Raw genomic sequence first — 23729 nt, forward strand, 5'->3', positions numbered from 1 at the left:
AGTCCGCGTCGACCGGGCGGCCGCCGCGTCGGGCGGCCACCCGGACCTGTCGATCTGCCCGCGATCAGGGCTGCTGGGCGGTGGCCTCGCTGCAGGTGAGCGCGATCTTGTCGAACGGCGCCACGAAGACCGGCTTGTCATACAGGTGCATACCGCCGTACGACGAGTCCCCGCTCGAGCTGATCGTGCCTACGTACTCCGGGACCTCCGCCTGGTGGTCGCACGCCCGGATCGTCATGGGCCCGATGATGCTCGGCACTGTCGCGCCCGGCAGCGCCTTGCTGACCTTGGCAGCGTCGAAGCTGCCGGACTTGGTCACCCCGTAGGCCCACTCCTGCGCGGAGGCGTAGGCGAGGATCGCCCACTCGGTGGGGTACTTGCCGTACTTGGCCTGGTAGTCCTTGACGAACGTCTTCATCGCAGGGGTGTCGATCGCCCAGAAGGGCGCGCGGTCGAAGCCGATCGCTCCGACGGGCGCAGTGTCGCCGAGCGCAGCCAGCGGCGCGTAGGCGTACATCGCAATCACCTTGGTGTCCTTGAAGAACCCGTAGGACGAGGCCTGCTTGGTGAACGCGACCAGGTCCCCGCCGTACTGAGCGTTGAACACGTACTGCGGGTGCGCGGAGACCAGCGCCGACAGGTACGAGCTGATGTTGCTCGCGCCGAGCGGTGGGAACTCCTGCTTCACCAGCTTGAAGTGCACATGGAGGTCCTTGAGCGCCTGCAGGAACCCGTCGACCGTGTCGTGGCCGAAGCTGTAGTCGGGCGCGAAGGTGGCGATGGTGATCTGCTTGCTGCCCACCTTCTGGGCGAGATAGTCGGCAACGGCCCGCGGTTCCATCATCGTGTTCGGCACGTTCTGGAACGCGTACGGCGTGAACGTCTTGGTCATCAGGCTGACGTCGTTGGAGGTGTGGAAGAAGATCGGGATCTTGTACTGCGCCGCCACCTGCTCCTCGGCCGACGCGATCGAGCTCGCGACCGGGCCGAAGAGTGCCACGGCGTGATCCTTGGTGATCATCGAGCGGGCGTTCGAGGCTCCCGTGGCGGGGGTGATGTTGTCATCGGCACTGACGACCTTCACCTTCTTCCCGAGCAGGCCACCCTTGGCGTTGATGTCGCTGATCGCCATCTGCAGGCCCTGCAGTCCGGTCTGGCCGAGGTTCGCGATCGATCCGCTCAGCGAGGTCGACTCGCCGACCGTGACCGTGCCGCCGCCGCCACCACTCGTGGAGCCGCCCGCGGCTCCGCAGGCACTCAGCGTCGTGGCCAGGACGGCCGCGGAGGCGATCGTGAGGACTGGTCGTTTCTTCATCATGTGGTGCGCTCCTTCGTGGATTGCTTCTGCCGACCTGGAATGACCTGGGCCCGTGGGGGTTCGGCAACGGCTCGCCGGCGGGGGGCGTCGGTCGTCCCGAGTGCGTGCCGCAGACGCAGCGCCAGCAGCACGTTCTCCGCGGCTGCGCCGCTGTCGAGGTACTCCTGCCCGCAGCTGCGCAGCTCGTTGAGCCGGTACTTCAAGGTGTTGACGTGGATGTCGAGGTGTGCCGCGACGTCGCGCTGGCTGCCGCGGTGCTCCAGGTAGGCCTCGAGCGTGGGCAGCGCCCAGGTGCGCGCAGCCACCCGCGAGAACGGCTCCAGGGTGGCGGTGACGAACCGCTGCGCGCGTTCGGGGCGGCGGAGCATCTCGACGAGGGGAGCCAGGTCGAGGTAGTCGTAGACGTCGCCGCGCGGCCCGACCAGGGGACCGACCCGCAGAGCGTCGGTCGCCTCGAGGTAGCTCTCGCGCGAGTCGTGCGCGTGGTACGCCGCACCGCCGAGCCCGATCCGCAGCTCCTCGCTCCGGGACGCCAGCACCTCGAGCTGGCCGCGCACCAGGGCCCGTTGGTCGCTCGATCCCGCAGGAACGGCGGCGACCAGGCTCGAGTGGCGGACCGTCCATAACAGTGCGGAGATGGACTTCTCGAGCGCGTGGCCGAGCTCCTCGAGCTGCGTCATGGTGCGATCGGTGGCCGTGTCGACCACGACGATCAGGTGTGGGCGACCAAGCTCGACGAGCCGGTTCGCCGACTCCGCGCTCGATGACGCGAGGATCACGTTGAGCAGAGCGGATCGGCGGTACTCCTTCTGCTGCGCCGTACGAGTGGCCTCCTCCAGGAAGCACGACTCGACCTGGGTGCACAGCAGGTCGGAGTAGTCCAGGACCCAGCCGGTGATCAGAGCACTCGACTTCCGCAGGCTCGCCGACGTACGCCAGTCGGGAGCCTGGGTGAGCTGGGTCCACATCGAACGGACGCCGAGCCGGTAGGCGCGCAGCAGTGCGCTCAGGTCCATCCCCTGAGCGGCGCGCCGCCGCGCTCCCTCCTGGATCTGCTGCATCAGCTCGGGGTCAGCAGGGTCACCGGTGCGCAGCATCCGCAGCCAGCATCGGACCAGCGCCGCTGAGACTGCCTGAACGTCGGCCAGCAGTCCCTGGTCGGTGATCGCGGCGTACTCGGGGATCTCCTCGACATAGCCCGCGACCATCACCCGGGCGATCTCGTTGCTCGACGACTCCAGGGTGCCGGCGATGACCGTCAGCGCCTTCTGCGCTGCCGTGGGCATCGCGGCGTAGGTCGCCAGCATCCGTTCGATGACCGGCTCGGGAGCGGGTCCCGTGGCAGGCGGGTGCGACGACGGATCCATCCGGACCCCTTCTGGCGGTGTGGGCTGCAAGGACGCCGCTGTGATGCGGCTCACCATTATCTGAACGGCCCATTTGGACGAAGCAAGGCCCACAGAGGGCGAATTTGTGGCCAGTTTTCGTCTATTGGAGACAAGTCACGTCTCGACGGGACAAGGAAACCGGCCTCTTGGGTGGGCCGTTGCCGCCTGGTGGGGTGTCGGAGGGCATGCGAAAGGGCCCGCCACCATCGGTGACGGGCCCCTCGCAGGGATCAGAGCGGTCTTACTCGCCGGCCTTGGTGAACCCAGCGGCCTCGGCAGACTCGGCGGTGTCGAACCACACCTCGGCCACCGTCTGGGCGAACCACTGGCCGTCGGGCTCGTGGTACTTCATCGAGTCCCTGTTGCCCTTGATCGGGAAGCCCTCGGGTGCCTCCTCGGCGTCCTCCAGGGGCGCGTGCGCCCCTGCGGGAAGCTCCTCGGACGCTGCCTCGGTAGGAGTCTCCTCGACCGGAGCAGCCTCGACCGGAGCAGCCTCGACCGGACCAGCCTTGACCGGCTTGGCCTTCGGCGCCGACGGGGTGTAGGACTCGGTCACCAGCTCGATGACCGCCATCGGGGCGTTGTCGCCCTTGCGCGGACCGATCTTGGTGATCCGGGTGTAGCCGCCGGGACGCTCCGCAAAGGTCGGGGCGATCTCGGTGAACAGGGTGTGCACGACCGACTTGTCGCGGATCGTCTTGAGGACCTCGCGACGGTTGTGCAGGCTCTGCACGGTGCCGAGCTCGGCCTTCTTGGCCCTGGTGATCAGCTTCTCCGCCACCGGACGCAGCACGCGTGCCTTGGCCTCGGTGGTGGTGATCCGGCCGTGCTCGAACAGCGCCGTGGCGAGGTTCGAGAGGATCAGCCGCTGGTGCGCCGGGCTGCCGCCGAGGCGGGCGCCCTTCTTGGGAGTGGGCATTGCTTCTCTCGTTTCTCCCCGGCCGTGTCAGGTACCGGGATAGATGGTTCTTCGATGGTCCCGCAGAGGGCCCGAGCAGCTCAGAGCTGCTCGTCCTCCTGGTAGCTCTGGTCGTCGTAGTCCTCGTCGTACGCCGCAAGCGCCGCAGCCGGGTCGAAGCCAGGAGCGCTGTCCTTCAGCGACAGGCCCATCTCGACGAGCTTCGCCTTGACCTCGTCGATCGACTTGGCCCCGAAGTTGCGGATGTCGAGAAGGTCCTGCTCCGAGCGGGCGATGAGCTCACCCACGGTGTGGATGCCCTCGCGCTTGAGGCAGTTGTACGACCGGACGGTCAGCGCCAGGTCCTCGACCGGGAGGGCGAGGTCCTGGGCAAGCTGCTCGTCGACCGGGGACGGACCGATGTCGATGCCCTCGGCCTCGACGTTCAGCTCGCGCGCCAGGCCGAACAGCTCGACCAGGGTCTTGCCGGCCGACGCGATCGCGTCGCGGGGACGGATCGACTGCTTGGTCTCGACGTCGATGACCAGCCTGTCGAAGTCGGTGCGCTGCTCGACACGGGTGGCCTCGACCTTGTAGGTCACCTTCAGCACGGGCGAGTAGATCGAGTCGACCGGAATCCGCCCGATCTCGTTGTCGGCACCCTTGTTCTGCGCAGAGCTGACGTAGCCACGGCCGCGCTCGACGACGAGCTCCATCTCGAGCTTGCCCTTGTCGTTCAGGGTGGCGATCTTCAGGTCGGGGTTGTGCACCTCGACCCCCGCCGGCGGCGCGATGTCCGCTGCGGTGACGTCACCAGAGCCCTGCTTGCGCAGGTACATCGTGACCGGCTCGTCGTGCTCGGAGGAGACGACGAGACCCTTGAGGTTGAGGATGATCTCGGTGACGTCTTCCTTGACGCCCTCGATGGTGGAGAACTCGTGCAGAGCCGTGTCCACCTTGATGCTGGTCACCGAGGCCCCCGGGATCGAGGACAGCAGGGTGCGACGCAGCGAGTTGCCGAGCGTGTAGCCGAAGCCGGGCTCCAGCGGTTCGATCACGAACCGCGAGCGGAACTCGTCGACGACATCTTCCGACAGGGTCGGGCGCTGAGCGATGAGCACTGGTGTCTTCCTTTCCGAGCCCACCCGCTATTTGACGGGCTCGAACGGTGTTTGGGGTGGTTACTTCTTGGAGTAGTACTCGACGATGAGCTGTTCCTGGATCGGCATGTCGATCTGGGCGCGGACGGGCAGCGAGTGCACCAGGATCCTCATCCGGTTCGGAAGCGCCTCGAGCCAGGCCGGCACGATCCGCTCGCCGTGCGTCTCGCGCGCGACGATGAACGGGGTCATCTCCAGGCTCTTCTCGCGCACGTCGATGATGTCGTGCGCCGCTACCTGGTACGACGGGATGTCGACCTTGTGGCCGTTCACCCGGAAGTGGCCGTGCACCACCAGCTGGCGAGCGTGGCGACGGGTCCGGGCGAAGCCGGCGCGGTAGACGACGTTGTCCAGGCGGCACTCCAGCAGCTGGAGCAGGTTGTCACCGGTCTTGCCGGCACGACGCGATGCCTCGTCGTAGTAGCGGTGGAACTGCTTCTCCATCACGCCGTAGGTGAAGCGGGCCTTCTGCTTCTCCTGCAGCTGGTTGCGGTACTCGCTCTCCTTGATACGCGCGCGACCGTGCTGGCCGGGAGCGTAGGGACGCTTCTCGAACGCGGCGTCGCCGCCGACGAGGTCGACACCGAGACGGCGCGACTTCTTGGTCATGGGGCCGGTGTAGCGGGCCATGGAACTTCTCCTTAGACTCTCTCGTCGTCGCCGGTCAGACGCGCCGGCGCTTGGGCGGGCGGCAACCGTTGTGCGGGGTGGGCGTGACGTCCTGGATGGTGCCGACCTCGAGGCCGATCGCTCCCAAGGACCTGATCGCGGTCTCACGGCCCGAGCCCGGGCCCTTGACGAAGACATCGATCTTCTTCATGCCGTGGTCCATCGCCCGGCGCCCGGCGGCCTCGGCGGCCATCTGCGCGGCGAACGGGGTGGACTTGCGCGAGCCCTTGAAGCCGACGGTTCCGGCCGAGGCCCAGGAGATCACCGCACCGGTCGGGTCGGTGATCGTGACGATCGTGTTGTTGAACGTGCTCTTGATGTGGGCTTCGCCCTGCGCGACGTTCTTCTTCTCCTTGCGGCGCACCTTCGCGGTGCGGCTCTTGGGAGGCATTCAGATACTCCTTGAGGTTCTCGAAAGTTCGGTGACGTGATCGTGGCGGCGCACGGGAGCGCCGATCACTTGGCCTTCTTCTTGCCGGCGACGGTCCGCTTGGGACCCTTCCGGGTGCGGGCGTTGGTCTTGGTGCGCTGACCGCGGACCGGGAGGCCCTGACGGTGGCGGCGACCCTGGTAGCTGCCGATCTCGACCTTGCGTCGGATGTCGGCCTGGACCTCACGACGGAGGTCGCCCTCGATCTTGAAGTTGCCCTCGATCTCGTCACGGAGCTTCACGAGCTCCTCGTCACCCAGGGTGTGCACTCGGGCGTTCGGGTCGACCCCGGTCGCGGCGAGCACCTGCTGGGCGCGGGTACGGCCAATGCCGTAGATGTAGGTGAGTGCGACCTCGATGCGCTTGTCGCGCGGGAGGTCCACACCAACGAGGCGTGCCATGTATGGCCCTTTCCTGAAGGGTCTCCCCTTCGACTTTCACGGTGGTCTGGTCGTGATGCGCCCCACGGCACTCGCTGCTGTGGGCTCCGGCCATCCGCTCCGGAGGTATTTCGGTCCTGGCCCGGCGACTGGTCACCGGTGGGCAGGACGTAGCGATCACGTCGATGGCTTGTTCAGTTGTGTGGTCGGGCTCTCAGCCCTGGCGCTGCTTGTGGCGCGGGTTCTCGCAGATCACCATGACGCGGCCATGGCGACGGATCACCTTGCACTTGTCACAGATCGGCTTCACGCTCGGGTTGACCTTCATGTCAGCCCTTTCTTGCTAGTTCGGCTGTTACTTGTAGCGGTAGACGATGCGACCCCGCGTGAGGTCGTACGGCGAGAGCTCCACCACGACCCGGTCCTCGGGGAGGATCCGGATGTAGTGCTGGCGCATCTTGCCGCTGATGTGGGCGAGAACCTTGTGTCCGTTGGTCAGCTCGACCCGGAACATGGCATTGGGAAGGGCCTCCACGACGGAGCCCTCCATCTCGATCACGCCTTCTTTCTTCGGCATGTCCTCCACAATCTGTTGTCTCGTCGTCTACCGTTGGCCCGCGAACCGCCCGGGACCGGGCCCTTCGACACGCTCAGGGACCGGCAGTTCCGGTGGACCTCGTCGGGCCGTCCGAAGCACCTCTTCCCTCGCCCGCGGGCGTGACGGAGCACGTCACGCACACGGATTTCGGGCAGCCGCGAGGCACCACAAAACGGACCCACGTTGGGCCGACGCACCAGTCTAGGCGAAGACTGCTCCAAACCGTTAATCGGGGTGGCGCCGCTGCCGGCCGTCGCCCGCTCAGTCGCCGCCGTACGGCACCCCGAGCTCCTCCAGCTTCGCCCGGCCGCCGTCGATCGCGGTCAGGACCCACACCCCGTTGGGGGTGAGCGTGAAGGTGTGCTCGAAGTGCGCTGCCCAGCTGCCGTCCTCGCTGGTGATCGTCCAGTCGTCGTCCTCGACCAGGGTCCGCTTGCTGCCCAAGGTGATCATAGGCTCGACGGCCAGGGCGAGCCCCCGCTCGAGCCTCGGTCCCCGGCCGGGACGGCCGAAGTTGGGCACGTTGGGCGGCTGGTGCATCGCGGTGCCGATGCCGTGGCCGGTGTAGTCCTCGACGATCCCGAAGCTGCCGCCGTCGGGGTGGGGCTGCGAGCGGACGTAGCTCTCGACCGCGTGCGAGATGTCGGTGACTCGACCACCGAGCCGGGCGGCGGCGAAGCCACGCCACATCGCCTCCTCGGTGACGCGCATCAGCGACCGGGCGGCCGCACTCACCTCACCGACCGGCACGGTGAGGGCGGCGTCGCCGTGCCAGCCCGCGACGATCGCCCCGCAGTCGATGGACACGATGTCGCCGTCCTCGAGCCGGCGAGCACCGGGGATCCCGTGCACGACCTCGTCATTGACAGACGCGCAGATCGTCGCCGGGAACGGCGGCTCGCCGTAGCCCAGGAACGACGGCACGCCCCCGCCGTCACGGATGTTCTGTTCGGCCAGCGCGTCGAGCTCACCAGTGGTGACCCCAGGTGCCACCGCGCCGCGCAGCAGCTCCAGGGTCTGTCCGACCAGGAGGCCGGCCACACGCATCTTCGCGATCTGGTCCGGCGTCTTGATCTCGACGCCACGGTCCCGGAAGGACATCGACTACCCGTTCATCGGAGCGGCTGCGCTGCGCGGAGCCCGCTCAGCTCTGCCTGACCGCGTCGAGCGCGGCGAAGATGCGGCCGGTCACGTCATCGACGTCGCCCATGCCGTCGATCTCGACGAGAAGGCCCCGGTCCCGGTAGACCTCGATCAGCGGCTCGGTCTGCTCGGCGTACACCTCCTGGCGGCGCCGGATGACGTCCTCGGTGTCATCGGCACGCCCTTCGACCTGCGCGCGCTGCAGCAGCCGGGCCACCAGCTCGTCGGCGTCCGCGGTGAGCACCACGACCGCGTCGAGCTCGTGGCCGGTGAACTTGACCATCCCGTCGAGCTCCTCGACCTGGGCCAGGGTCCGCGGGTAGCCGTCGAGCAGGAAGCCGGGCTTGGCGTCGTCCTCGTCGATCCGGTTGCGCACCATCAGGTTGGTGACCTCGTCCGGCACGTACTCACCGGCGTCCATGTACTTCTTCGCCTCGACACCCAGCGGGGTGCCTTCGGAGACGTTGAACCGGAAGATGTCACCGGTCGAGATGGCCGGAATGCCGAAGTGATCGGCGACGAACTTGGCCTGGGTGCCCTTGCCGGCCCCCGGAGGGCCCATCAGGATCATGCGCATTTATCTCAGGAACCCTTCGTAGTTGCGCTGCTGCAACTGGCTCTCGATCTGCTTGATCGTATCGAGTGCCACACCGACCATGATGAGGATCGAGGTGCCACCGAAGGGGAAGTTCTGGTTCGCGTTGACCAGAACCAGTGCGATCAGCGGGATCAACGAGATGATTCCGAGATAGAGCGAGCCGGGCAGCGTGATGCGGGACAGGACGTAGCTGAGGTATTCCTGCGTCGGCTTGCCCGCCCGGATCCCGGGGATGAAGCCTCCGTACTTCTTCATGTTGTCCGCGACTTCCTCTGGGTCGAAGGTGATCGCGACGTAGAAGTAGGTGAAGAAGACGATCATGATGAAGTACAACGCCATGTAGATCGGATGATCGCCCTTGACGAGGTAGGTCGAGATCCAGGTGATGATCGGCGAGGTGGAGTTCTGGTTGAAGCTCACCGCCATCGCCGGGAGGTAGAGGAGGCTGGAGGCGAAGATCACCGGGATGACGCCGGCTTGGTTGACCTTCAGCGGGATGTACGTCGAGCTGCCGCCGAACATCTTCCGCCCGACCATTCGCCGGGCGTACTGCACCGGTATTCGGCGCTGCGCCTGCTCGATGAACACCACCGCGGCGATGATCGCGAAGCCCATGATCAGCACGCCGCCGAAGACGTACCAGCCGTTCGACTTCTTGACCTCCCAGAGGCTCAGCGGGAACCGCGAGATGATCTGGGTGAAGATCAGGATTGACATGCCGTTGCCGATGCCACGGTCGGTGATCAGCTCACCGAGCCACATGATGATGCCGGTGCCGGCGGTCATGGTGACCACCATGATCAGCGCCGTCTTGGTGTCGTTGTGGTACAGCAGGTCCTTGTTGCAGCCCTGGATCAGGTTGCCGGTCCGGGCCAGCGCCACGATGCCGGTCGCTTGGAGCACGGCGAGGGCCAGCGTGAGGTAGCGCGTGTACTGGGTGATCTTGCTCTGCCCGGCCTGCCCCTCCTTCTTGAGGGTCTCCAGCCTCGGGATCACCACGGTGAGCAGCTGCAGGATGATGCTCGCGGTGATGTAGGGCATGATCCCCAGCGCGAACACGGTCAACTGGAGCAGCGCGCCACCGGAGAACAGGTTGATCAGGCCGTAGATGCCGTTGTTGCCGTTGGCCTTGAAGCACTCCTGGACGTTGGCCATGTGCACGCCCGGCGTCGGGACCTGCGAGCCCAGGCGGAAGACGGCCACGATGAACAGCACGAACAGCAACTTGCGTCGCAGGTCCGGTGTCCGGAAAGCGTTGGCGAATGCACGAAGCAATTCGTGGCCTCTTTCTTATGCGTCCCTCGTCGTGTGCCCCGCGGCGCGGTCGACCGACGTGCGGTGCCGCGCCGTGGCAGCCTAACGAAAGCTCAAAGCTCGGTGGTGGTGCCACCCGCCGCGGAGATCTTCTCCTTGGCGCTGGACGAGAACTTGTGAGCGCTCACCTGGACGGCGACGGAGAGATCACCCTGGCCGAGGACCTTGACGGGCTGGCCCTTGCGGACCGCGCCCTTGGCCACCAGATCGTCGACCGACACCGAGCCGCCCTCGGGGAAGAGCGTTGCGATGCGGTCGAGGTTCACGACCTGGAACTCGACCTTGAACGGGTTCTTGAAGCCCTTGAGCTTGGGGAGCCGCATGTGGATCGGCATCTGGCCACCCTCGAAGGCGGCCGGAACCTGGTAGCGCGCCTTGGTGCCCTTGGTGCCGCGACCCGCGGTCTTGCCCTTCGAGCCCTCACCACGACCGACGCGCGTCTTCGCAGTCTTCGCGCCCGGAGCCGGGCGCAGGTGATGGAGTTTGAGAGTCATCGCTGTGCTTCTCCACTAACTTCCTCGACCGTCACCAGGTGGCGGACGGTGTCGACCATGCCCCGGATCTCCGGGCGGTCCTCCTTGACGACGACGTCGCCGATGCGCTTGAGACCCAGCGAGCGCAGGGTGTCGCGCTGGTTCTTCTTGCAGCCGATCGTCGACTTCTTCTGCTCGACCCGGATCGCCATCACTCGCTCACCCCAGCCGGAACCGTGGCGGCGGGCTCCTGACGTGCCCTGAGCAGCGCCGCCGGGGCGACCTCCTCCACGGAGAGGCCGCGACGAGCAGCCACTGCCTCGGGCTCCTCGAGCATCTTCAGCGCCTCGACGGTCGCGTGCACGATGTTGATCTGGTTCGACGACCCCAGCGACTTGCTGAGCACGTCGTGGATGCCTGCGCACTCGAGCACCGCACGCACCGGCCCACCGGCGATCACACCGGTACCGGGGGACGCCGGACGCAGCAGTACGACGCCCGCAGCCTTCTCACCCTGGACCGGGTGCGGGATGGTGCCCTGGATGCGGGGGACGCGGAAGAAGTGCTTCTTCGCCTCCTCCACGCCCTTGGCGATCGCGGCCGGCACCTCGCGGGCCTTGCCGTAGCCGACGCCGACCATGCCGTCACCGTCGCCGACGATCACCAAGGCGGTGAAGCTGAAGCGACGACCACCCTTGACGACCTTGGCGACGCGGTTGATCGCGACGACGCGCTCGATGTACTGGTTCTTGTCGGCGCCCTGGCCGCGACGGTCGTCACGACCTCCGCGTCGATCGCCGCGCTGTCCGCGCTGCGGTCCGCTCATGAGATCTACCTCTTTCCTCAGAGACCTTAGAAGGTCAGGCCGCCCTCGCGGGCGCCCTCAGCAAGGGCCGCAACGCGACCGTGGTACTTGTTGCCGGCTCGGTCGAACACGGCCGCGGTCACACCCTGGGCCTTCGCCCGCTCGGCCACCAGCTCGCCGACCCGACGGGCCTTGGCGGTCTTGTCCCCGCCCAGCATGCGCAGGTCCGCCTCCATGGTGGACGCCGACGCGAGCGTCCTGCCCACCAGGTCGTCGACGACCTGCACGGTGATGTGCCGCGACGAACGGGTCACGACGAGGCGCGGGCGCTCCGACGTGCCACTGACCTTCTTGCGGCCGCGGACCTGGCGCCGCAGCCGCGATGCGGTGCGGGACGAGGTGTGCTTGCCTGACTTCAGCGCGATGGCCATCGTCACTTACCAGCCTTTCCGACCTTGCAGTTGAGCGCTGCTTCGCCCGGCGTCATGCCGGCTCTCTGCGCGTTCGCCATCACTTGCCGGCCTTTCCGACCTTGCGGCGAATGTGTTCTCCCGCGTAGCGCACGCCCTTGCCCTTGTAGGGCTCTGGCTTGCGCAGCTTGCGGATGTTGGCGGCCACCTCGCCGACGAGCTGCTTGTCGATCCCCTGGACCCCCAGCTTGGTCGGGCCCTCCACCGTGAAGGTGATGCCTTCGGGGGCGTTGAAGGTGATCGAGTGGGAGTAGCCGAGCTGGAACTCGAGCTGGGTCGGGCCCTTGGAGAGCACGCGGTAACCCACGCCGACGATCTCGAGCTTCTTCTCGTAGCCCTCGGTGACCCCGAGGACCATGTTGTTGATCAGCGTGCGGGTCAGCCCGTGCAGCGAGCGGCTCTGCCGCTCGTCGTCGGGGCGCTTGACCTGCAGGGTTCCGTCCTCGGCGCGGTCCACGGTGATGGGCGCGGCCACGGAGTGGCTCAGGGTGCCCTTGGGCCCCTTCACGGTGACCAGCTGGTCATCGACGGTCACGTCCACGCCGGCAGGAACCGGGACGGGGAGCTTGCCAATACGCGACATCGTGCGTTCCTCCTCCTGGTCTCGGGCTACCAGACGTAGGCGAGGACTTCCCCACCTACGCCCTTGCTGTTGGCCTGGCGGTCCGTGAGCAGACCCTGGCTGGTCGAGATGATCGCGACGCCGAGGCCACCGAGGACCTTGGGCAGCGCGGTGTGCTTGGCGTAGACGCGCAGGCCGGGCTTGCTGATCCGGCGCACGCCTGCGATCGAGCGCTCTCGGTTGCGGCCGTACTTCAAGGTGACGTCGAGCGTGCGACCCACCGCGGGTCCGCCGTTCGCGTCGACGTTGTCGCGCACCGAGTAGGAGGTGATGTACCCCTCCTGCTTCAGGATGGCGGCGACGCCCTCCTTCAGCTTGCTGTAGGGCATCGACACCGAGTCGTGGTACGCCTGGTTGGCGTTGCGCAGACGCGTCAGCATGTCTGCGATCGGGTCAGTCATCGTCATGGTGTGTGTACTTTCTCGAAGTGGTTTCCCCGGCGGCGCCGTGGACCTGCTACGTCTTCTGTTGTGTGGTCTCGGCCTTCTGCACCGCGACCACGAATGGGGGTCGGGGCGGGGCCCCGGTCTGGCTGGCGGCCGACGCGGTCAGTCGCCGTCACCAAGAGCTCTTGGTCACGCCCGGGAGCTCACCGCGGTGGGCCATCTCCCGCAGGCAGATCCGGCACAGGCCGAACTTGCGGTAGACCGCCTTGGGACGACCGCAGCGCTGGCAGCGGGTGTAGCCGCGCACCTTGAACTTCGGCTGCTTCGCCGCCTTGACCTTCAGTCCGGTCTTCGCCATGTCAGTTGGCCTCCTTGAAGGGGAACCCGAGCTGCTTGAGCAGCGCGCGGCCCTCGTCGTCGTTCGTCGCGGTGGTCACCACCGTGATGTCCATCCCGCGCGAGCGGTCGATGCGGTCCTGGTTGATCTCGTGGAACATCACCTGCTCGGTCAGGCCGAAGGTGTAGTTGCCGCGACCGTCGAACTGGCGGTCGGAGAGACCGCGGAAGTCACGGATCCGGGGCAGTGCGAGCGCCAGCAGGCGGTCGAGGAACTCCCACATCCGGTCGCCGCGCAGCGTGACGTGCGCACCGATCGGCATGCCCTCACGCAGCTTGAACTGCGCGATGGACTTGCGGGCCCGGGTCACCTGCGGCTTCTGACCGGTGATCTGGGTGAGGTCGTTGACCGCGCCCTCGATCAGCTTCGAGTCACGCGCCGCCTCGCCGACACCCATGTTGACCACGATCTTGGTCAGCGCGGGCACCTGCATCACGTTGGCGTGGCCGAACTGCTCGCGGAGCGCCGGGACGATCTCCTCGCGGTACTTCGTCTTGAGCCGAGGGGTGACCCGCTCGGCTGCTGTCGTTGTCTCAGTCATCAGATTGCTCACTAGATCTCTTCACCGGTCTTGCGGGAGACACGGACGCTGCGCTCCACCTGGTAGGTCGATCCGTCGGGGCGCCGCTTGGTCGCCTCGACGCGCTTGTAGCCGACCCGGGTCGTGCCCTTGCCGTCGACCAGCATCACGTTGGAGACGTGGATCGGCGCCTCGGTGGTGATGATGCCGCCCGTGGTGCCGGCGTTGCCGCCCTGGTTGACCTGCTTGGTGTGCTTCTTGACGCGGTTCACGCCTTCGACGATCACCCTCTGCTCCTCACGGAGCACCGCGATGACCTTGCCTTCAGCGCCCTTGTCCTTGCCGGCGATGACCTTGACGGTGTCGCCCTTCTTGATGGCGGGGCCGTGAACGCTCATCAGAGCACCTCCGGTGCGAGCGAAATGATCTTCATGAACTTCTTGTCGCGCAGCTCTCGACCCACGGGGCCGAAGATGCGCGTGCCACGGGGCTCGCCGTCGGACTTGAGGATCACTGCCGCGTTCTCGTCGAAGCGGATGTAGGACCCGTCGGGACGCCGACGCTCCTTGACGGTGCGGACGACGACGGCCTTGACCACGTCACCCTTCTTCACACCGCCTCCGGGGATGGCGTCCTTGACGGTGGCGACGATGACGTCACCGATGCCGGCGTAGCGACGGCCCGACCCACCCAACACGCGGATGCACAAGATCTCCTTGGCACCGGTGTTGTCGGCGACCTTCAGTCGCGATTCCTGCTGGATCACTGTCTTTTCCTTGTCTCCTCGGCTCTCGCCGGGCCTACTTCGCCTTCTCGAGGATCTCCACGACACGCCAGCGCTTGGTCGCGCTCAGCGGGCGGGTCTCCATGATCAGCACCCGGTCACCGGCACCGCAGGCGTTCTGCTCGTCGTGCGCCTTCAGGCGCGACGTACGCCGCATCACCTTGCCGTACAGGGCGTGCTTGACGTGGTCCTCGACGGACACGACCACGGTCTTGTCCATCTTGTCGCTGACCACCAGGCCCTCGCGGACCTTGCGGGCCGAGCGCGCCTCGGTGTCGCTCACCGCGCTGTCGACTGCGTTCTCGCTCATGCGCCAATCTCCTCAGACTCGGCCTTGCTGCCCGGGGCCGTGCGGATGCCGAGCTCGCGCTCGCGCACCACGGTGTAGATCCGGGCGATGTCCTTCTTGACCGACCGAAGCCGGCCATGGCTCTCAAGCTGACCGGTGGCGGCCTGGAACCGGAGGTTGAACAGCTCCTCCTTGGCCTCGCGCAGCTTCGTCTCGAGATCGACGTTGTTCAGCTCGTCCATCTCGGTGGTGTTGGACCCTGCCATCAGAATTCACCTGCCTCACGAGTGACGAACCGGCACTTCATCGGGAGCTTGTGGATCGCACGACGCATCGCCTCGCGGGCAACGTCCTCGGGCACACCCGAGAGCTCGAACATGATCCGTCCGGGCTTGACGTTGGCGACCCACCACTCCGGCGAGCCCTTGCCCGAGCCCATCCGGGTCTCGGCGGGCTTCTTGGTCAGCGGGCGGTCGGGGTAGATGTTGATCCACACCTTGCCGCCACGCTTGATGTGGCGCGTCATGGCGATACGAGCGGACTCGATCTGCCGGTTGGTGACGTAGGCGCTCTCAGTCGCCTGGATCCCGTAGTCACCGAAGGCGAGCTTCGTGCCGCCCTTGGCCGCACCGGTCCGCTTCGGGTGGTGCTGCTTGCGGTGCTTGACCCTGCGGGGCATCAACATGGTGCTCAGCCCTCCCCGTTGGTTGCGGTGGCCTCGGCGGCAGCGGGGGCCGCGGCCTCGGTGGTCGGAGCCTCGGCGGTCGCCGGGGCCTGTGCGCCGCGGTCCGCGCGGGTCGGACGGTCGCCCGCCGCGCCGCGGGTGCCGCGGTTGGGACGGTCGGTGCGCGCGCCCCGGCCACGGCCGGGAGCAGCGGCGCGAGCAGCTGCCTGCGCCTCGCGCTCGGCACGCGTGCCGGCGACCTCGCCCTTGTAGATCCAGACCTTCACGCCGATCCGGCCGAAGGTGGTGCGGGCCTCGTAGAAGCCGTAGTCGATGTCCGCGCGCAGCGTGTGCAGCGGCACCCGGCCCTCGCGGTAGAACTCCGAGCGCGACATCTCAGCGCCGTTGAGCCGACCCGAGCACTGGATCCGGATGCCCTTGGCACCGGAGCGCATCGAGGTCTGCATGGCCTTCTTCATCGCGCGACGGAACTGCACGCGACCGGAGAGCTGCTCGGCGACGCCCTGGGCGACCAGCTGTGCGTCGATCTCGGGGCTCTTGACCTCGAGGATGTTCAGCTGCACCTGCTTGCCGGTGAGCTTCTCGAGCTCGCCACGGATGCGGTCGGCCTCGGCGCCACGGCGACCGATGACGATGCCCGGCCGTGCGGTGTGGATGTCGACGCGGACCCGGTCACGGGTGCGCTCGATCTCCACCTTCGAGATGCCGGCCCGCTCCATGCCCTTGGAGAGCAGCTTGCGGATCGCGACGTCCTCGCCGACGTACGACTTGTAGAGCTTGTCGGCGTACCACCGGCTCTTGTGGTCGATGGAAACGCCGAGGCGGAACCCGTTCGGGTTGATCTTCTGACCCATTACTTGCCGGCCTCCTTGGCCTCCGCGGGCTGTACGACGAGCGTGATGTGGCTGGTGCGCTTGTTGATCCGGGTGGCCCGGCCCTGTGCGCGCGGCCGCCACCGCTTCATCGTCGGCCCCTCGTCGACCATCGCCTTGGTCACCACGAGGGTGCCCCGGTCGAGGTCTTCGGTGGTCTCTGCGTTCGCGATCGCGGACTCCAGGACCTTGTAGACGGTCTCGCTGGCCGCCTGCGGCGCGAACTGGAGCAGCGCCAGCGCGTCGTCGACGGGCAGGCCGCGGACCATGTCGACCACGCGGCGGGCCTTCATCGGGGCGATCCGGGTGAAGCGGGCGCTCGCGAACGCGCCGGGCTGGTCGCCCAGCAGCGTGTCGCGGCGGGCGCTGGTGCGCCTACGCTCAACTGTGCTCATTGGCTCAATCTCTCCTTGACGCCGCGAATCAGCGGCGGCGGCTCTTCCGGTCGTCCTTGACGTGCCCGCGGTAGGTGCGGGTCGGCGCGAACTCGCCGAGCTTGTGGCCGACCATCGAGTCGGTCACGAACACGGGCACGTGCTTGTGTCCGTCGTGTACGGCGAGCGTGTGGCCGATCATGGCCGGCACGATCATCGAGCGACGCGACCACGTCTTGATCACGGTGTGGGTGCCGGCCTCGTTCTGCGTGTCCACCTTCTTCATCAGGTGGTCGTCGACGAACGGGCCCTTCTTCAGGCTGCGAGGCATGTCTCTACTTCCCTACTCAGCGCTTCTTGCCGGACTTGCGGCGGCGGACGATCATGGCGTCGCTGGCCTTGCGCTTGCGCGTACGGCCCTCGGGCTTGCCCCAGGGCGAGACCGGGTGGCGACCACCGGAGGTCTTGCCCTCGCCACCGCCATGCGGGTGGTCGACCGGGTTCATCACGACACCGCGGACGGTCGGGCGCTTGCCCTTCCAGCGCATCCGGCCGGCCTTGCCCCAGTTGATGTTGGACTGCTCGGCGTTGCCGACCTCACCGATGGTGGCGCGGCAGCGGACGTCGACGTAGCGCATCTCGCCGGACGGCATCCGCAGCTGTGCGCGGGAGCCCTCCTTGGCGACCAGCTGTGCGGAGATGCCGGCGGAGCGGGCGATCTTGGCGCCGCCACCGGGTCGCAGCTCGATGCAGTGGATCGTCGTACCGACCGGGATGTTGCGCAGCGGCAGGTTGTTGCCCGGCTTGATGTCGGCACCCACACCGGCCTCGATCGCGGTGCCCTGGCTGACCCCGACCGGCGCGATGATGTAGCGCTTCTCGCCGTCGGCGTAGTGCAGCAGCGCGATCCGCGCGGTGCGGTTGGGGTCGTACTCGATGTGCGCGACCGTGGCGGGCACGCCGTCCTTGTCGTAGCGGCGGAAGTCGATGACCCGGTAGGCACGCTTGTGGCCGCCACCCTGGTGGCGGGTGGTGATCCGACCCTGGTTGTTGCGGCCGCCCTTCTTGGGCAGCGGCTTGACCAGCGACTTCTCCGGCGTCGTGCGGGTGATCTCCACGAAGTCGGCCACCGACGAGCCACGGCGGCCCGGCGTGGTCGGCTTGTACTTGCGGATAGCCATGATCAGTTGCCTCCGAAGATGTCGATGCGGTGGCCCTCGGCGAGGCTGACCACGGCGCGCTTGGAGTTCGCGCGCCGGCCGATCCCGGTGCGGGTACGGCGGGTCTTGCCCTTGCGGTTCAGCGTGTTCACGGAGGTGACCTTGACGTTGAACACCTTCTCGACCGCGATCTTGATCTCGGTCTTGTTGGCGTCCGGCCGGACCACGAAGGTGTACTTGTTCGCGTCGAGCAGGCCGTAGCTCTTCTCGCTCACGACCGGCGCGATCAGCACGTCGCGGTGGTCCTTGTGCAGGGTGCTCATCGTGCCTCCTTCGTCGGCTCGAAGAGCCGGGCTGCTGTGCTTGTCTGTTCGCTCGCGCGCTCGCTCACTGGCTCTTCTCCTCAGCAGCGCCGCCGGCGCGGGTGAACCCGGCTGCCTCGGCGTCCTCGGCGGTCTTGAACCAGAGCTCGGCGACGGTGGCGTCGTACCACTGACCGCCGGGCTCGTGGAACTTCATCGAGTCGCGGTTGCCCTTGATCTCGTAGCCCTTGGGTGCGTTCCCGCTCTTCAGCGGCGCCTTGGCGCCCGCCGGCAGGTCGACGGCCTCGGCGTCGGCTTCCGCCTCGACGGCCTCGACCACGGGGGCCGCGGCAGGGGCGGGGGTCTCGGATGCCTGCGCACCGGAGCCGCCCGACACGAACGCGTCGTAGGCGCCCTTGGTGAAGACCACGTCGTCGCAGAGCAGCACGTCGTAGGTGTTGAGCTGGTCGACGGCCAGCAGGTGCACCGAGGCGACGTTGCGCAGCGACAACCAGGTCACCGCGTCGTCACGCTCGAGCACGACGAGCTGGCGGCGGTTCTGGGTGAGCGCGTTGAGGGTCTCCACGGCGGCCTTGGTCGAGGGCTTGCCGCCCGGGACCAGCGCCTCCAGCACGTGGATACGACCCGCACCGGCGCGGTCGGAGAGCGCACCGCGCAGGGCGGCAGCCTTCATCTTCTTCGGGGTCCGCTGGTCGTAGCTGCGCGGCCTGGGGCCGTGCACGACGCCACCACCGGCGAACTGAGGCGCGCGGGTCGAGCCCTGACGAGCGCGGCCGGTGCCCTTCTGCTTGTAGGGCTTGCGACCACCGCCGCGGACTTCGCCGCGGGTCTTGGTCGCGTGCGTGCCCTGACGGGCAGCGGCCTGCTGGGCCACCACGACCTGGTGCATCAGCGGGATGTTGGGCTCCACGCCGAAGATCTCGGCGGGAAGCTGGACCTCGACGGTCTTCACAGCGCTGTCAGCCATGCTCACGCGCCTCCGTTCTCGATCTTCTTCGCGGCGGTCCGGATGACCAGCAGGCCACCCTTCGGCCCGGGGACGGCACCCTTGAGCAGGATCAGGCCCTTGTCGGCGTCGACCGCGTGCACGGTGATGTTCTGGGTGGTGACGGTGTCGGTGCCCATCCGGCCGGACATCCGGGTGCCCTTGAAGACACGGCCGGGCGTCGCACAGGCCCCGATGGAGCCGGGCTTGCGGTGGTTGCGGTGAGCACCGTGGGAGGCGCCGACGCCGGAGAAGCCGTGACGCTTCATCGTTCCGGCGAAGCCCTTGCCCTTGCTGGTGCCGGTCACGTCGACGTCGTCCCCGGCGGCGAAGGTGTCCAGACCGAGCTCCTGGCCGACCTCGTAGGAGGCAGCGTCGGCGGTCCGGATCTCCACCAGGTGGCGACGCGGGGTGACCCCGGCCTTGCCGAAGTGGCCGGCGGCGGGCTTGGTGACCGCCTTGCCGTCGATCTCACCGAAGCCGACCTGGATGGCGTTGTAGCCGTCGCTCTCCGGGGTGCGGACCTGGGTGACCACGTTGGTGTTCGCGGCGACGACGGTCACCGGGACGACGCGGTTGTTCTCGTCCCAGGTCTGGGTCATGCCGAGCTTCGTGCCCAGCAGGCCCTTCACGTTGCGTTCTGTAGTGCTCATGGCGCAGTCGTCTCCTGGGGCCTCAGAGCTTGATCTCGATGTCGACGCCAGCGGGAAGATCGAGCCGCATCAGCGAGTCGACGGTCTTCGGCGTGGGGTCAATGATGTCGATGAGACGCTTGTGGGTGCGCATCTCGAAGTGCTCGCGAGAGTCCTTGTACTTGTGGGGCGAGCGGATCACGCAGTAGACGTTCTTCTCCGTGGGCAACGGCACCGGGCCGGCAACCTTGGCGCCCGTCCGGGTCACGGTGTCCACAATCTTCCGCGCCGAGGTGTCGATCACCTCGTGGTCATAGGCCTTGAGCCTGATGCGGATCTTCTGTCCTGCCATCCAGCTTCGTCCTTCATATCTCGCCGACCCCCGCGGTCGGGCGTGTCGTGGGCATTTCGCACACGAGTCCGCTCGACTGCAACGGGTCGTTGTCTGGGATTGGTGCCCAGTCCCTCACTTTCAGGACCGGACGGAACGGGATCTCCAGGTGCGGCGCGGACCTGCAACTGATCGGGCGTCGGCACGCGCGACTTGAACCAGTCGCGCCAGGAGAGCCTGTTCAGTAGTCAATGTCCGCGCCCCGGCAATCCCGCCGGAGCAACCGAACTATCTTGTCAGACGCACCCGCGGTCCGCCAAATCGAGCCGGGTCTGGCTCACCGCCGCCGGTAGGTCAGGTCGGTGATGGGCCGCCCCGCCTCCAGGCCACGACGCTCGAAGCGGGTCGAGGGACGCTCCGCCCATCGCGGCGTCACCCCTCCTTCGAGGCCCGGCTCGGCGTCGAGGACCGCACGCATCCGATCGGCGTACGCCGGCCAGTCGGTCGCCAGCCGCCACACTCCGCCGCGGGCGAGCCGGTCCGCCACCAGGCGTGCGAAGTCCGGCGTGACCAGCCGGCGCTTGTGATGCCTCGTCTTGGGCCATGGGTCGGGGAAGAAGGTCCACAGCTCCGCGAGCCCCTCCGGACCGACCAGGTGCTCAAGGGACCACACCGCGTCGACACCGAGGAACCGTACGTTCTGCGCCCCGGCCGCGGCGACGTTGCCCAGCGAGTCGGCCACCCCGGGGCGCCAGACCTCCAACGCGAGGACGTCGTGGTCGGGCCGCGCCGCTGCGAGCGGTCCGGTGGCCTCCCCCACTCCGCAGCCGATCTCCACGATCAGCGGGGCGCTCACGTCGGCCGGTCGCCGGCCGAACCAGTCCGCGAGCCGGAAGGCCGGGTCGTCGACGGCATCGTCGGGGATCACCCAGGCGTCCGCGTGCGCGTCCCAGGCCTGTTGTTGCCGCGGAGTGAACCGGCTGCCCCGGCGGGAGTAGGTGAGCACCTCGCGGATCCGGCGGCCGTCGTCAGTGAACCTCTGGTGCGGCCGGGCGGGCGGCAGGTGCGGTTCCATGGCCGTACGAGTCTAGGGTCACGTCAAGAAGCTGAAGATCGGCGACCCGGGCGGGACCCGCTCGATCTGCAGCCGGCTGTCGTCCATCCGGGCGAGTAGTCCGGTCAGGTCCTCGGCCCGGTCCAACTCGATGCCCACCAGGGCTGGGCCGGTTTCGCGGTTGTTCTTCTTGACGTACTCGAAGACCACGATGTCGTCGCTCGGGCTCAGCACGTCGTCGAGGAAGTGACGCAGCGCGCCCGGCTCCTGGGGGAAGGTGACCAGGAAGTAGTGGCGCAGGCCCTCGTGGATCAGCGACCGCTCGAGGATCTCCGAGTAGCGGCTGACGTCGTTGTTGCCGCCGGAGACCACACACACCAGCGACTGGTCGGCCGGCACGGTGCCGGCGAGGATGTGCGCCGCAGTGCCGGCGAGGGCGCCGGCCGGCTCGGCGATGATCCCGTCCACCTGGTAGAGCTCGAGCATCTCGGTGCAGATCGCGCCCTCCGGCACCGTGACGACCTCGTCGACCAGGTCGCGCACCAACGGGAACGTGAGCCGGCCGACCCGCGCCACCGCGGCGCCGTCGACGAACCCGTCGACGCCTGCGATGTCCACCGGCTCCCCTGCGGCCAGCGCGGCCGTCATCGACGGGGCACCCGCCGGCTCGACCCCGACGATCCGGACGCCCGGCGACCGCTCGCGCAGCCACAGCGCCATCCCGGAGACCAGCCCGCCGCCGCCGACCGGCACCAGCACGGTGTGGAGCGGCCCTGGGGCCTGGGACGCGATCTCCACGGCGACGGTGCCCTGACCGAGGATGGTTCGAGGGTCGTCGAAGGGGTGGACGTGCACCGCACCGGTCGTCTCGGCGTCGGCCAGGGCGGCAGCGCCCGCCTCGTCGTACGAGCTGCCGGTGACGATCAGCTCGGCGCGGCCGCGGCCCAGCGCCATGATCCGCTGCCGCTTCTGCCGTGGCGTGTTGCCGGGCACGTAGACCCGGGCGTCGATCCCGAGCGCGGCGCAGCTCGCGGCCACGCCCTGGCCGTGGTTGCCGGCGCTCGCGCAGACCACGCCGCGGCCGCGCTCGTCCTCGGTCAGCGACGAGATCAGGTGGTAGGCGCCGCGGATCTTGTAGGACCGGACCTGCTGGAGGTCCTCCCGCTTGAGCAGGACCCCGGCGCCCGCGGCGGCACTGAGGCGCTCGCTGCGCTCGAGAGGAGTACGCCGGACGACGCGGGCGATCCGCTCTGCCGCCCGCTCGACGCCGTTGGCGGACAGGTCGGCTCCGGTCACGTCGACCGATGCTAGTAGTCGACCGTGGCCGGCTGCCGGCCGGCCCCACGATGCCGCTGAGAGCAGTTGGGCCCGGTCCGTACGGACCGGGCCCAACCAGATGAAGCGTTAGATCACTTGGTGATCTTGGTGACGCGACCTGCGCCGACGGTCCGGCCACCTTCGCGGATCGCGAAGCGGAGGCCGTCCTCCATGGCGACGGGCTGGATCAGCTCGACCGACATGTCGGTGTTGTCGCCCGGCATGACCATCTCGCGACCCTCGGGGAGGGTCACCACGCCGGTCACGTCCGTGGTCCGGAAGTAGAACTGCGGACGGTAGTTGTTGAAGAACGGCGTGTGCCGGCCGCCCTCGTCCTTGGACAGGATGTAGACCGAGGCGTCGAAGTTGGTGTGCGGGGTGTTCGAGCCCGGCTTGATGACCACCATGCCGCGCTCGACGTCCTCGCGCTTCGTGCCGCGGAGCAGCAGCCCGACGTTCTCGCCGGCCTGGCCCTCGTCGAGGAGCTTGCGGAACATCTCGATGCCGGTGACGGTCGACTTCTGCGAGACGTCGCGGATGCCGATGATCTCGACCTCCTCGTTCACCTTCACCACACCGCGCTCGATACGACCGGTGATGACGGTGCCGCGACCGGTGATCGTGAACACGTCCTCGACGGGCATCAGGAACGGCTTCTCGGTGTCGCGCTCCGGCTGCGGGATGTACTTGTCGACCTCGTCCATCAGCTCGGCGATCGACTGGCCCCACTTCTCGTCGCCGTTCAGCGCCGGGAAGGCAGCGACCTTGACGACGGGGACGTCGTCACCGGGGAACTCGTACTCGTTGAGGAGCTCGCGCACCTCCATCTCGACGAGCTCGACGAGCTCCTCGTCGTCGACCATGTCGCACTTGTTCAGAGCGACCACGATCGCCGGCACGCCGACCTGGCGGGCGAGCAGCACGTGCTCGCGCGTCTGCGGCATCGGGCCGTCGGTGGCGGCGACCACGAGGATCGCGCCGTCCATCTGGGCCGCGCCGGTGATCATGTTCTTGATGTAGTCGGCGTGACCGGGGCAGTCGACGTGGGCGTAGTGACGCGCCTCGGTCTGGTACTCGACGTGCGCGATCGAGATGGTGATACCGCGCTGACGCTCCTCGGGAGCCTTGTCGATCTCGTCGAACGGCGTGAACGGGTTCAGGTCAGGGTACTTGTCGTGCAGCACCTTGGTGATCGCCGCGGTCAAGGTCGTCTTGCCGTGGTCGATGTGACCGATCGTTCCGATGTTGACGTGCGGCTTGGTCCGCTCGAACTTCGCCTTAGCCACTTCTGGCTCCTCCTGTTGTTGTTACTGCTGACTCGTTTTTTGTGGGAACTGCTGAACGCCGCTGGACG

At 67.6% G+C, this 23729-nt stretch carries 36 protein-coding genes; all 36 read right to left on the reverse strand.

From position 1 onward, the window contains the following. Positions 1-64: 64 nt before the first annotated feature. A complete protein-coding gene (locus Q9R13_RS10235; protein ID WP_310961046.1) occupies positions 65-1318 on the reverse strand; it encodes an ABC transporter substrate-binding protein in 1254 nt (417 codons plus the stop codon). After that, on the reverse strand, positions 1315-2685 hold the full coding sequence (locus tag Q9R13_RS10240) for a PucR family transcriptional regulator (protein WP_310961047.1): 1371 nt from the start codon (positions 2683-2685) through the stop codon (positions 1315-1317). The genes Q9R13_RS10235 and Q9R13_RS10240 overlap by 4 nt, the downstream gene beginning before the upstream one ends. A 262-nt stretch (positions 2686-2947) precedes the next feature. Beyond that, positions 2948-3625 (reverse strand): 50S ribosomal protein L17, sunset domain variant, encoded by a 678-nt coding sequence (gene rplQ, locus Q9R13_RS10245; protein ID WP_310961048.1) that lies wholly within the window; start codon positions 3623-3625, stop codon positions 2948-2950. An 80-nt stretch (positions 3626-3705) separates the two neighbouring features. After that, complete coding sequence (locus Q9R13_RS10250) at positions 3706-4725, reverse strand: DNA-directed RNA polymerase subunit alpha (protein WP_310961049.1); 1020 nt, start codon at positions 4723-4725, stop codon at positions 3706-3708. Between the two features lie 60 nt (positions 4726-4785). Continuing rightward, the gene (gene rpsD, locus Q9R13_RS10255; protein WP_310961051.1) at positions 4786-5394 is read right to left on the reverse strand and encodes a 30S ribosomal protein S4; all 609 of its coding nucleotides are present in this window, start codon (positions 5392-5394) and stop codon (positions 4786-4788) included. A 34-nt stretch (positions 5395-5428) separates the two neighbouring features. Further along, positions 5429-5824 carry a 30S ribosomal protein S11 gene (gene rpsK / locus Q9R13_RS10260; protein WP_310961052.1) on the reverse strand — a complete coding sequence of 132 codons (396 nt, stop codon included), beginning with the start codon at positions 5822-5824 and terminating at the stop codon, positions 5429-5431. A gap of 65 nt (positions 5825-5889) precedes the next feature. Then, positions 5890-6264, reverse strand: a complete 375-nt coding sequence (gene rpsM / locus Q9R13_RS10265; protein WP_310961053.1) for a 30S ribosomal protein S13 — start codon at positions 6262-6264, stop codon at positions 5890-5892. A 193-nt stretch (positions 6265-6457) separates the two neighbouring features. Further along, positions 6458-6571 carry a 50S ribosomal protein L36 gene (gene rpmJ, locus Q9R13_RS10270; protein WP_004008316.1) on the reverse strand — a complete coding sequence of 38 codons (114 nt, stop codon included), beginning with the start codon at positions 6569-6571 and terminating at the stop codon, positions 6458-6460. Positions 6572-6598: 27 nt separating this feature from the next. Next, the gene (gene infA, locus Q9R13_RS10275) at positions 6599-6820 is read right to left on the reverse strand and encodes a translation initiation factor IF-1 (RefSeq protein ID WP_027860491.1); all 222 of its coding nucleotides are present in this window, start codon (positions 6818-6820) and stop codon (positions 6599-6601) included. 282 nt (positions 6821-7102) lie between these two features. Beyond that, positions 7103-7942: a type I methionyl aminopeptidase gene (map, locus tag Q9R13_RS10280; RefSeq protein WP_310961066.1), complete on the reverse strand. Its 840-nt coding sequence runs from the start codon at positions 7940-7942 to the stop codon at positions 7103-7105. Between the two features lie 43 nt (positions 7943-7985). Continuing rightward, positions 7986-8561 (reverse strand): adenylate kinase, encoded by a 576-nt coding sequence (locus Q9R13_RS10285; protein WP_310961067.1) that lies wholly within the window; start codon positions 8559-8561, stop codon positions 7986-7988. After that, entirely contained in the window at positions 8562-9857 is a 1296-nt protein-coding gene (gene secY, locus Q9R13_RS10290) for a preprotein translocase subunit SecY (RefSeq protein WP_310961068.1), read from the reverse strand. A gap of 92 nt (positions 9858-9949) precedes the next feature. Next, a complete protein-coding gene (gene rplO, locus Q9R13_RS10295; RefSeq protein ID WP_310961069.1) occupies positions 9950-10390 on the reverse strand; it encodes a 50S ribosomal protein L15 in 441 nt (146 codons plus the stop codon). Beyond that, complete coding sequence (gene rpmD, locus Q9R13_RS10300) at positions 10387-10581, reverse strand: 50S ribosomal protein L30 (RefSeq protein WP_397217666.1); 195 nt, start codon at positions 10579-10581, stop codon at positions 10387-10389. Before rpmD ends, rplO begins: the two co-directional genes overlap by 4 nt. Beyond that, a complete protein-coding gene (gene rpsE / locus Q9R13_RS10305; RefSeq protein WP_310961071.1) occupies positions 10581-11195 on the reverse strand; it encodes a 30S ribosomal protein S5 in 615 nt (204 codons plus the stop codon). The genes rpmD and rpsE overlap by 1 nt, the downstream gene beginning before the upstream one ends. Before the next feature lie 26 nt (positions 11196-11221). Further along, entirely contained in the window at positions 11222-11605 is a 384-nt protein-coding gene (rplR, locus tag Q9R13_RS10310) for a 50S ribosomal protein L18 (RefSeq protein WP_310965071.1), read from the reverse strand. A 79-nt stretch (positions 11606-11684) separates the two neighbouring features. Beyond that, positions 11685-12227 carry a 50S ribosomal protein L6 gene (rplF, locus tag Q9R13_RS10315; RefSeq protein ID WP_310961072.1) on the reverse strand — a complete coding sequence of 181 codons (543 nt, stop codon included), beginning with the start codon at positions 12225-12227 and terminating at the stop codon, positions 11685-11687. Between the two features lie 26 nt (positions 12228-12253). Next, on the reverse strand, positions 12254-12673 hold the full coding sequence (rpsH, locus tag Q9R13_RS10320; RefSeq protein WP_310961073.1) for a 30S ribosomal protein S8: 420 nt from the start codon (positions 12671-12673) through the stop codon (positions 12254-12256). A gap of 151 nt (positions 12674-12824) precedes the next feature. Further along, positions 12825-13010, reverse strand: coding sequence for a type Z 30S ribosomal protein S14 (locus Q9R13_RS10325; protein WP_310961074.1), 186 nt, complete (start codon positions 13008-13010; stop codon positions 12825-12827). Between the two features lies 1 nt (position 13011). Then, positions 13012-13590, reverse strand: coding sequence for a 50S ribosomal protein L5 (gene rplE, locus Q9R13_RS10330; RefSeq protein ID WP_310961075.1), 579 nt, complete (start codon positions 13588-13590; stop codon positions 13012-13014). An 11-nt stretch (positions 13591-13601) separates the two neighbouring features. Then, positions 13602-13967 carry a 50S ribosomal protein L24 gene (gene rplX, locus Q9R13_RS10335; RefSeq protein WP_310961076.1) on the reverse strand — a complete coding sequence of 122 codons (366 nt, stop codon included), beginning with the start codon at positions 13965-13967 and terminating at the stop codon, positions 13602-13604. After that, on the reverse strand, positions 13967-14335 hold the full coding sequence (rplN, locus tag Q9R13_RS10340; RefSeq protein WP_310961077.1) for a 50S ribosomal protein L14: 369 nt from the start codon (positions 14333-14335) through the stop codon (positions 13967-13969). The genes rplX and rplN overlap by 1 nt, the downstream gene beginning before the upstream one ends. Positions 14336-14369: 34 nt before the next feature. Continuing rightward, complete coding sequence (gene rpsQ, locus Q9R13_RS10345) at positions 14370-14663, reverse strand: 30S ribosomal protein S17 (RefSeq protein WP_310961078.1); 294 nt, start codon at positions 14661-14663, stop codon at positions 14370-14372. After that, positions 14660-14908 (reverse strand): 50S ribosomal protein L29, encoded by a 249-nt coding sequence (gene rpmC / locus Q9R13_RS10350; protein ID WP_458295146.1) that lies wholly within the window; start codon positions 14906-14908, stop codon positions 14660-14662. Before rpmC ends, rpsQ begins: the two co-directional genes overlap by 4 nt. Next, positions 14908-15327, reverse strand: a complete 420-nt coding sequence (rplP, locus tag Q9R13_RS10355) for a 50S ribosomal protein L16 (protein WP_310961079.1) — start codon at positions 15325-15327, stop codon at positions 14908-14910. Before rplP ends, rpmC begins: the two co-directional genes overlap by 1 nt. A 5-nt stretch (positions 15328-15332) precedes the next feature. Further along, the gene (rpsC, locus tag Q9R13_RS10360) at positions 15333-16181 is read right to left on the reverse strand and encodes a 30S ribosomal protein S3 (protein WP_310961080.1); all 849 of its coding nucleotides are present in this window, start codon (positions 16179-16181) and stop codon (positions 15333-15335) included. Continuing rightward, positions 16181-16594 (reverse strand): 50S ribosomal protein L22, encoded by a 414-nt coding sequence (gene rplV, locus Q9R13_RS10365; protein WP_310961082.1) that lies wholly within the window; start codon positions 16592-16594, stop codon positions 16181-16183. The genes rpsC and rplV overlap by 1 nt, the downstream gene beginning before the upstream one ends. Positions 16595-16622: 28 nt before the next feature. Beyond that, complete coding sequence (gene rpsS, locus Q9R13_RS10370) at positions 16623-16904, reverse strand: 30S ribosomal protein S19 (protein WP_310961084.1); 282 nt, start codon at positions 16902-16904, stop codon at positions 16623-16625. Positions 16905-16920: 16 nt separating this feature from the next. Continuing rightward, positions 16921-17754, reverse strand: coding sequence for a 50S ribosomal protein L2 (gene rplB / locus Q9R13_RS10375; protein ID WP_310961086.1), 834 nt, complete (start codon positions 17752-17754; stop codon positions 16921-16923). A 2-nt stretch (positions 17755-17756) separates the two neighbouring features. Then, a complete protein-coding gene (rplW, locus tag Q9R13_RS10380; RefSeq protein WP_310961087.1) occupies positions 17757-18056 on the reverse strand; it encodes a 50S ribosomal protein L23 in 300 nt (99 codons plus the stop codon). Positions 18057-18120: 64 nt separating this feature from the next. Next, positions 18121-19023: a 50S ribosomal protein L4, sunset domain variant gene (gene rplD, locus Q9R13_RS10385; RefSeq protein ID WP_310961088.1), complete on the reverse strand. Its 903-nt coding sequence runs from the start codon at positions 19021-19023 to the stop codon at positions 18121-18123. Positions 19024-19025: 2 nt separating this feature from the next. Then, positions 19026-19694 (reverse strand): 50S ribosomal protein L3, encoded by a 669-nt coding sequence (gene rplC, locus Q9R13_RS10390; RefSeq protein WP_310961089.1) that lies wholly within the window; start codon positions 19692-19694, stop codon positions 19026-19028. Between the two features lie 22 nt (positions 19695-19716). After that, positions 19717-20025, reverse strand: coding sequence for a 30S ribosomal protein S10 (gene rpsJ / locus Q9R13_RS10395; protein ID WP_008360994.1), 309 nt, complete (start codon positions 20023-20025; stop codon positions 19717-19719). A 316-nt stretch (positions 20026-20341) separates the two neighbouring features. After that, complete coding sequence (trmB, locus tag Q9R13_RS10400) at positions 20342-21079, reverse strand: tRNA (guanosine(46)-N7)-methyltransferase TrmB (RefSeq protein ID WP_310961102.1); 738 nt, start codon at positions 21077-21079, stop codon at positions 20342-20344. A gap of 18 nt (positions 21080-21097) precedes the next feature. Beyond that, a complete protein-coding gene (gene ilvA, locus Q9R13_RS10405; RefSeq protein ID WP_310961103.1) occupies positions 21098-22354 on the reverse strand; it encodes a threonine ammonia-lyase IlvA in 1257 nt (418 codons plus the stop codon). Positions 22355-22467: 113 nt separating this feature from the next. Then, a complete protein-coding gene (gene tuf, locus Q9R13_RS10410; RefSeq protein ID WP_310961104.1) occupies positions 22468-23661 on the reverse strand; it encodes an elongation factor Tu in 1194 nt (397 codons plus the stop codon). Positions 23662-23729 lie beyond the last annotated feature (68 nt).

The organism is Nocardioides marmorisolisilvae (assembly GCF_031656915.1).
GTDB classification, from domain to species: Bacteria; Actinomycetota; Actinomycetes; order Propionibacteriales; family Nocardioidaceae; genus Marmoricola; species Marmoricola terrisoli.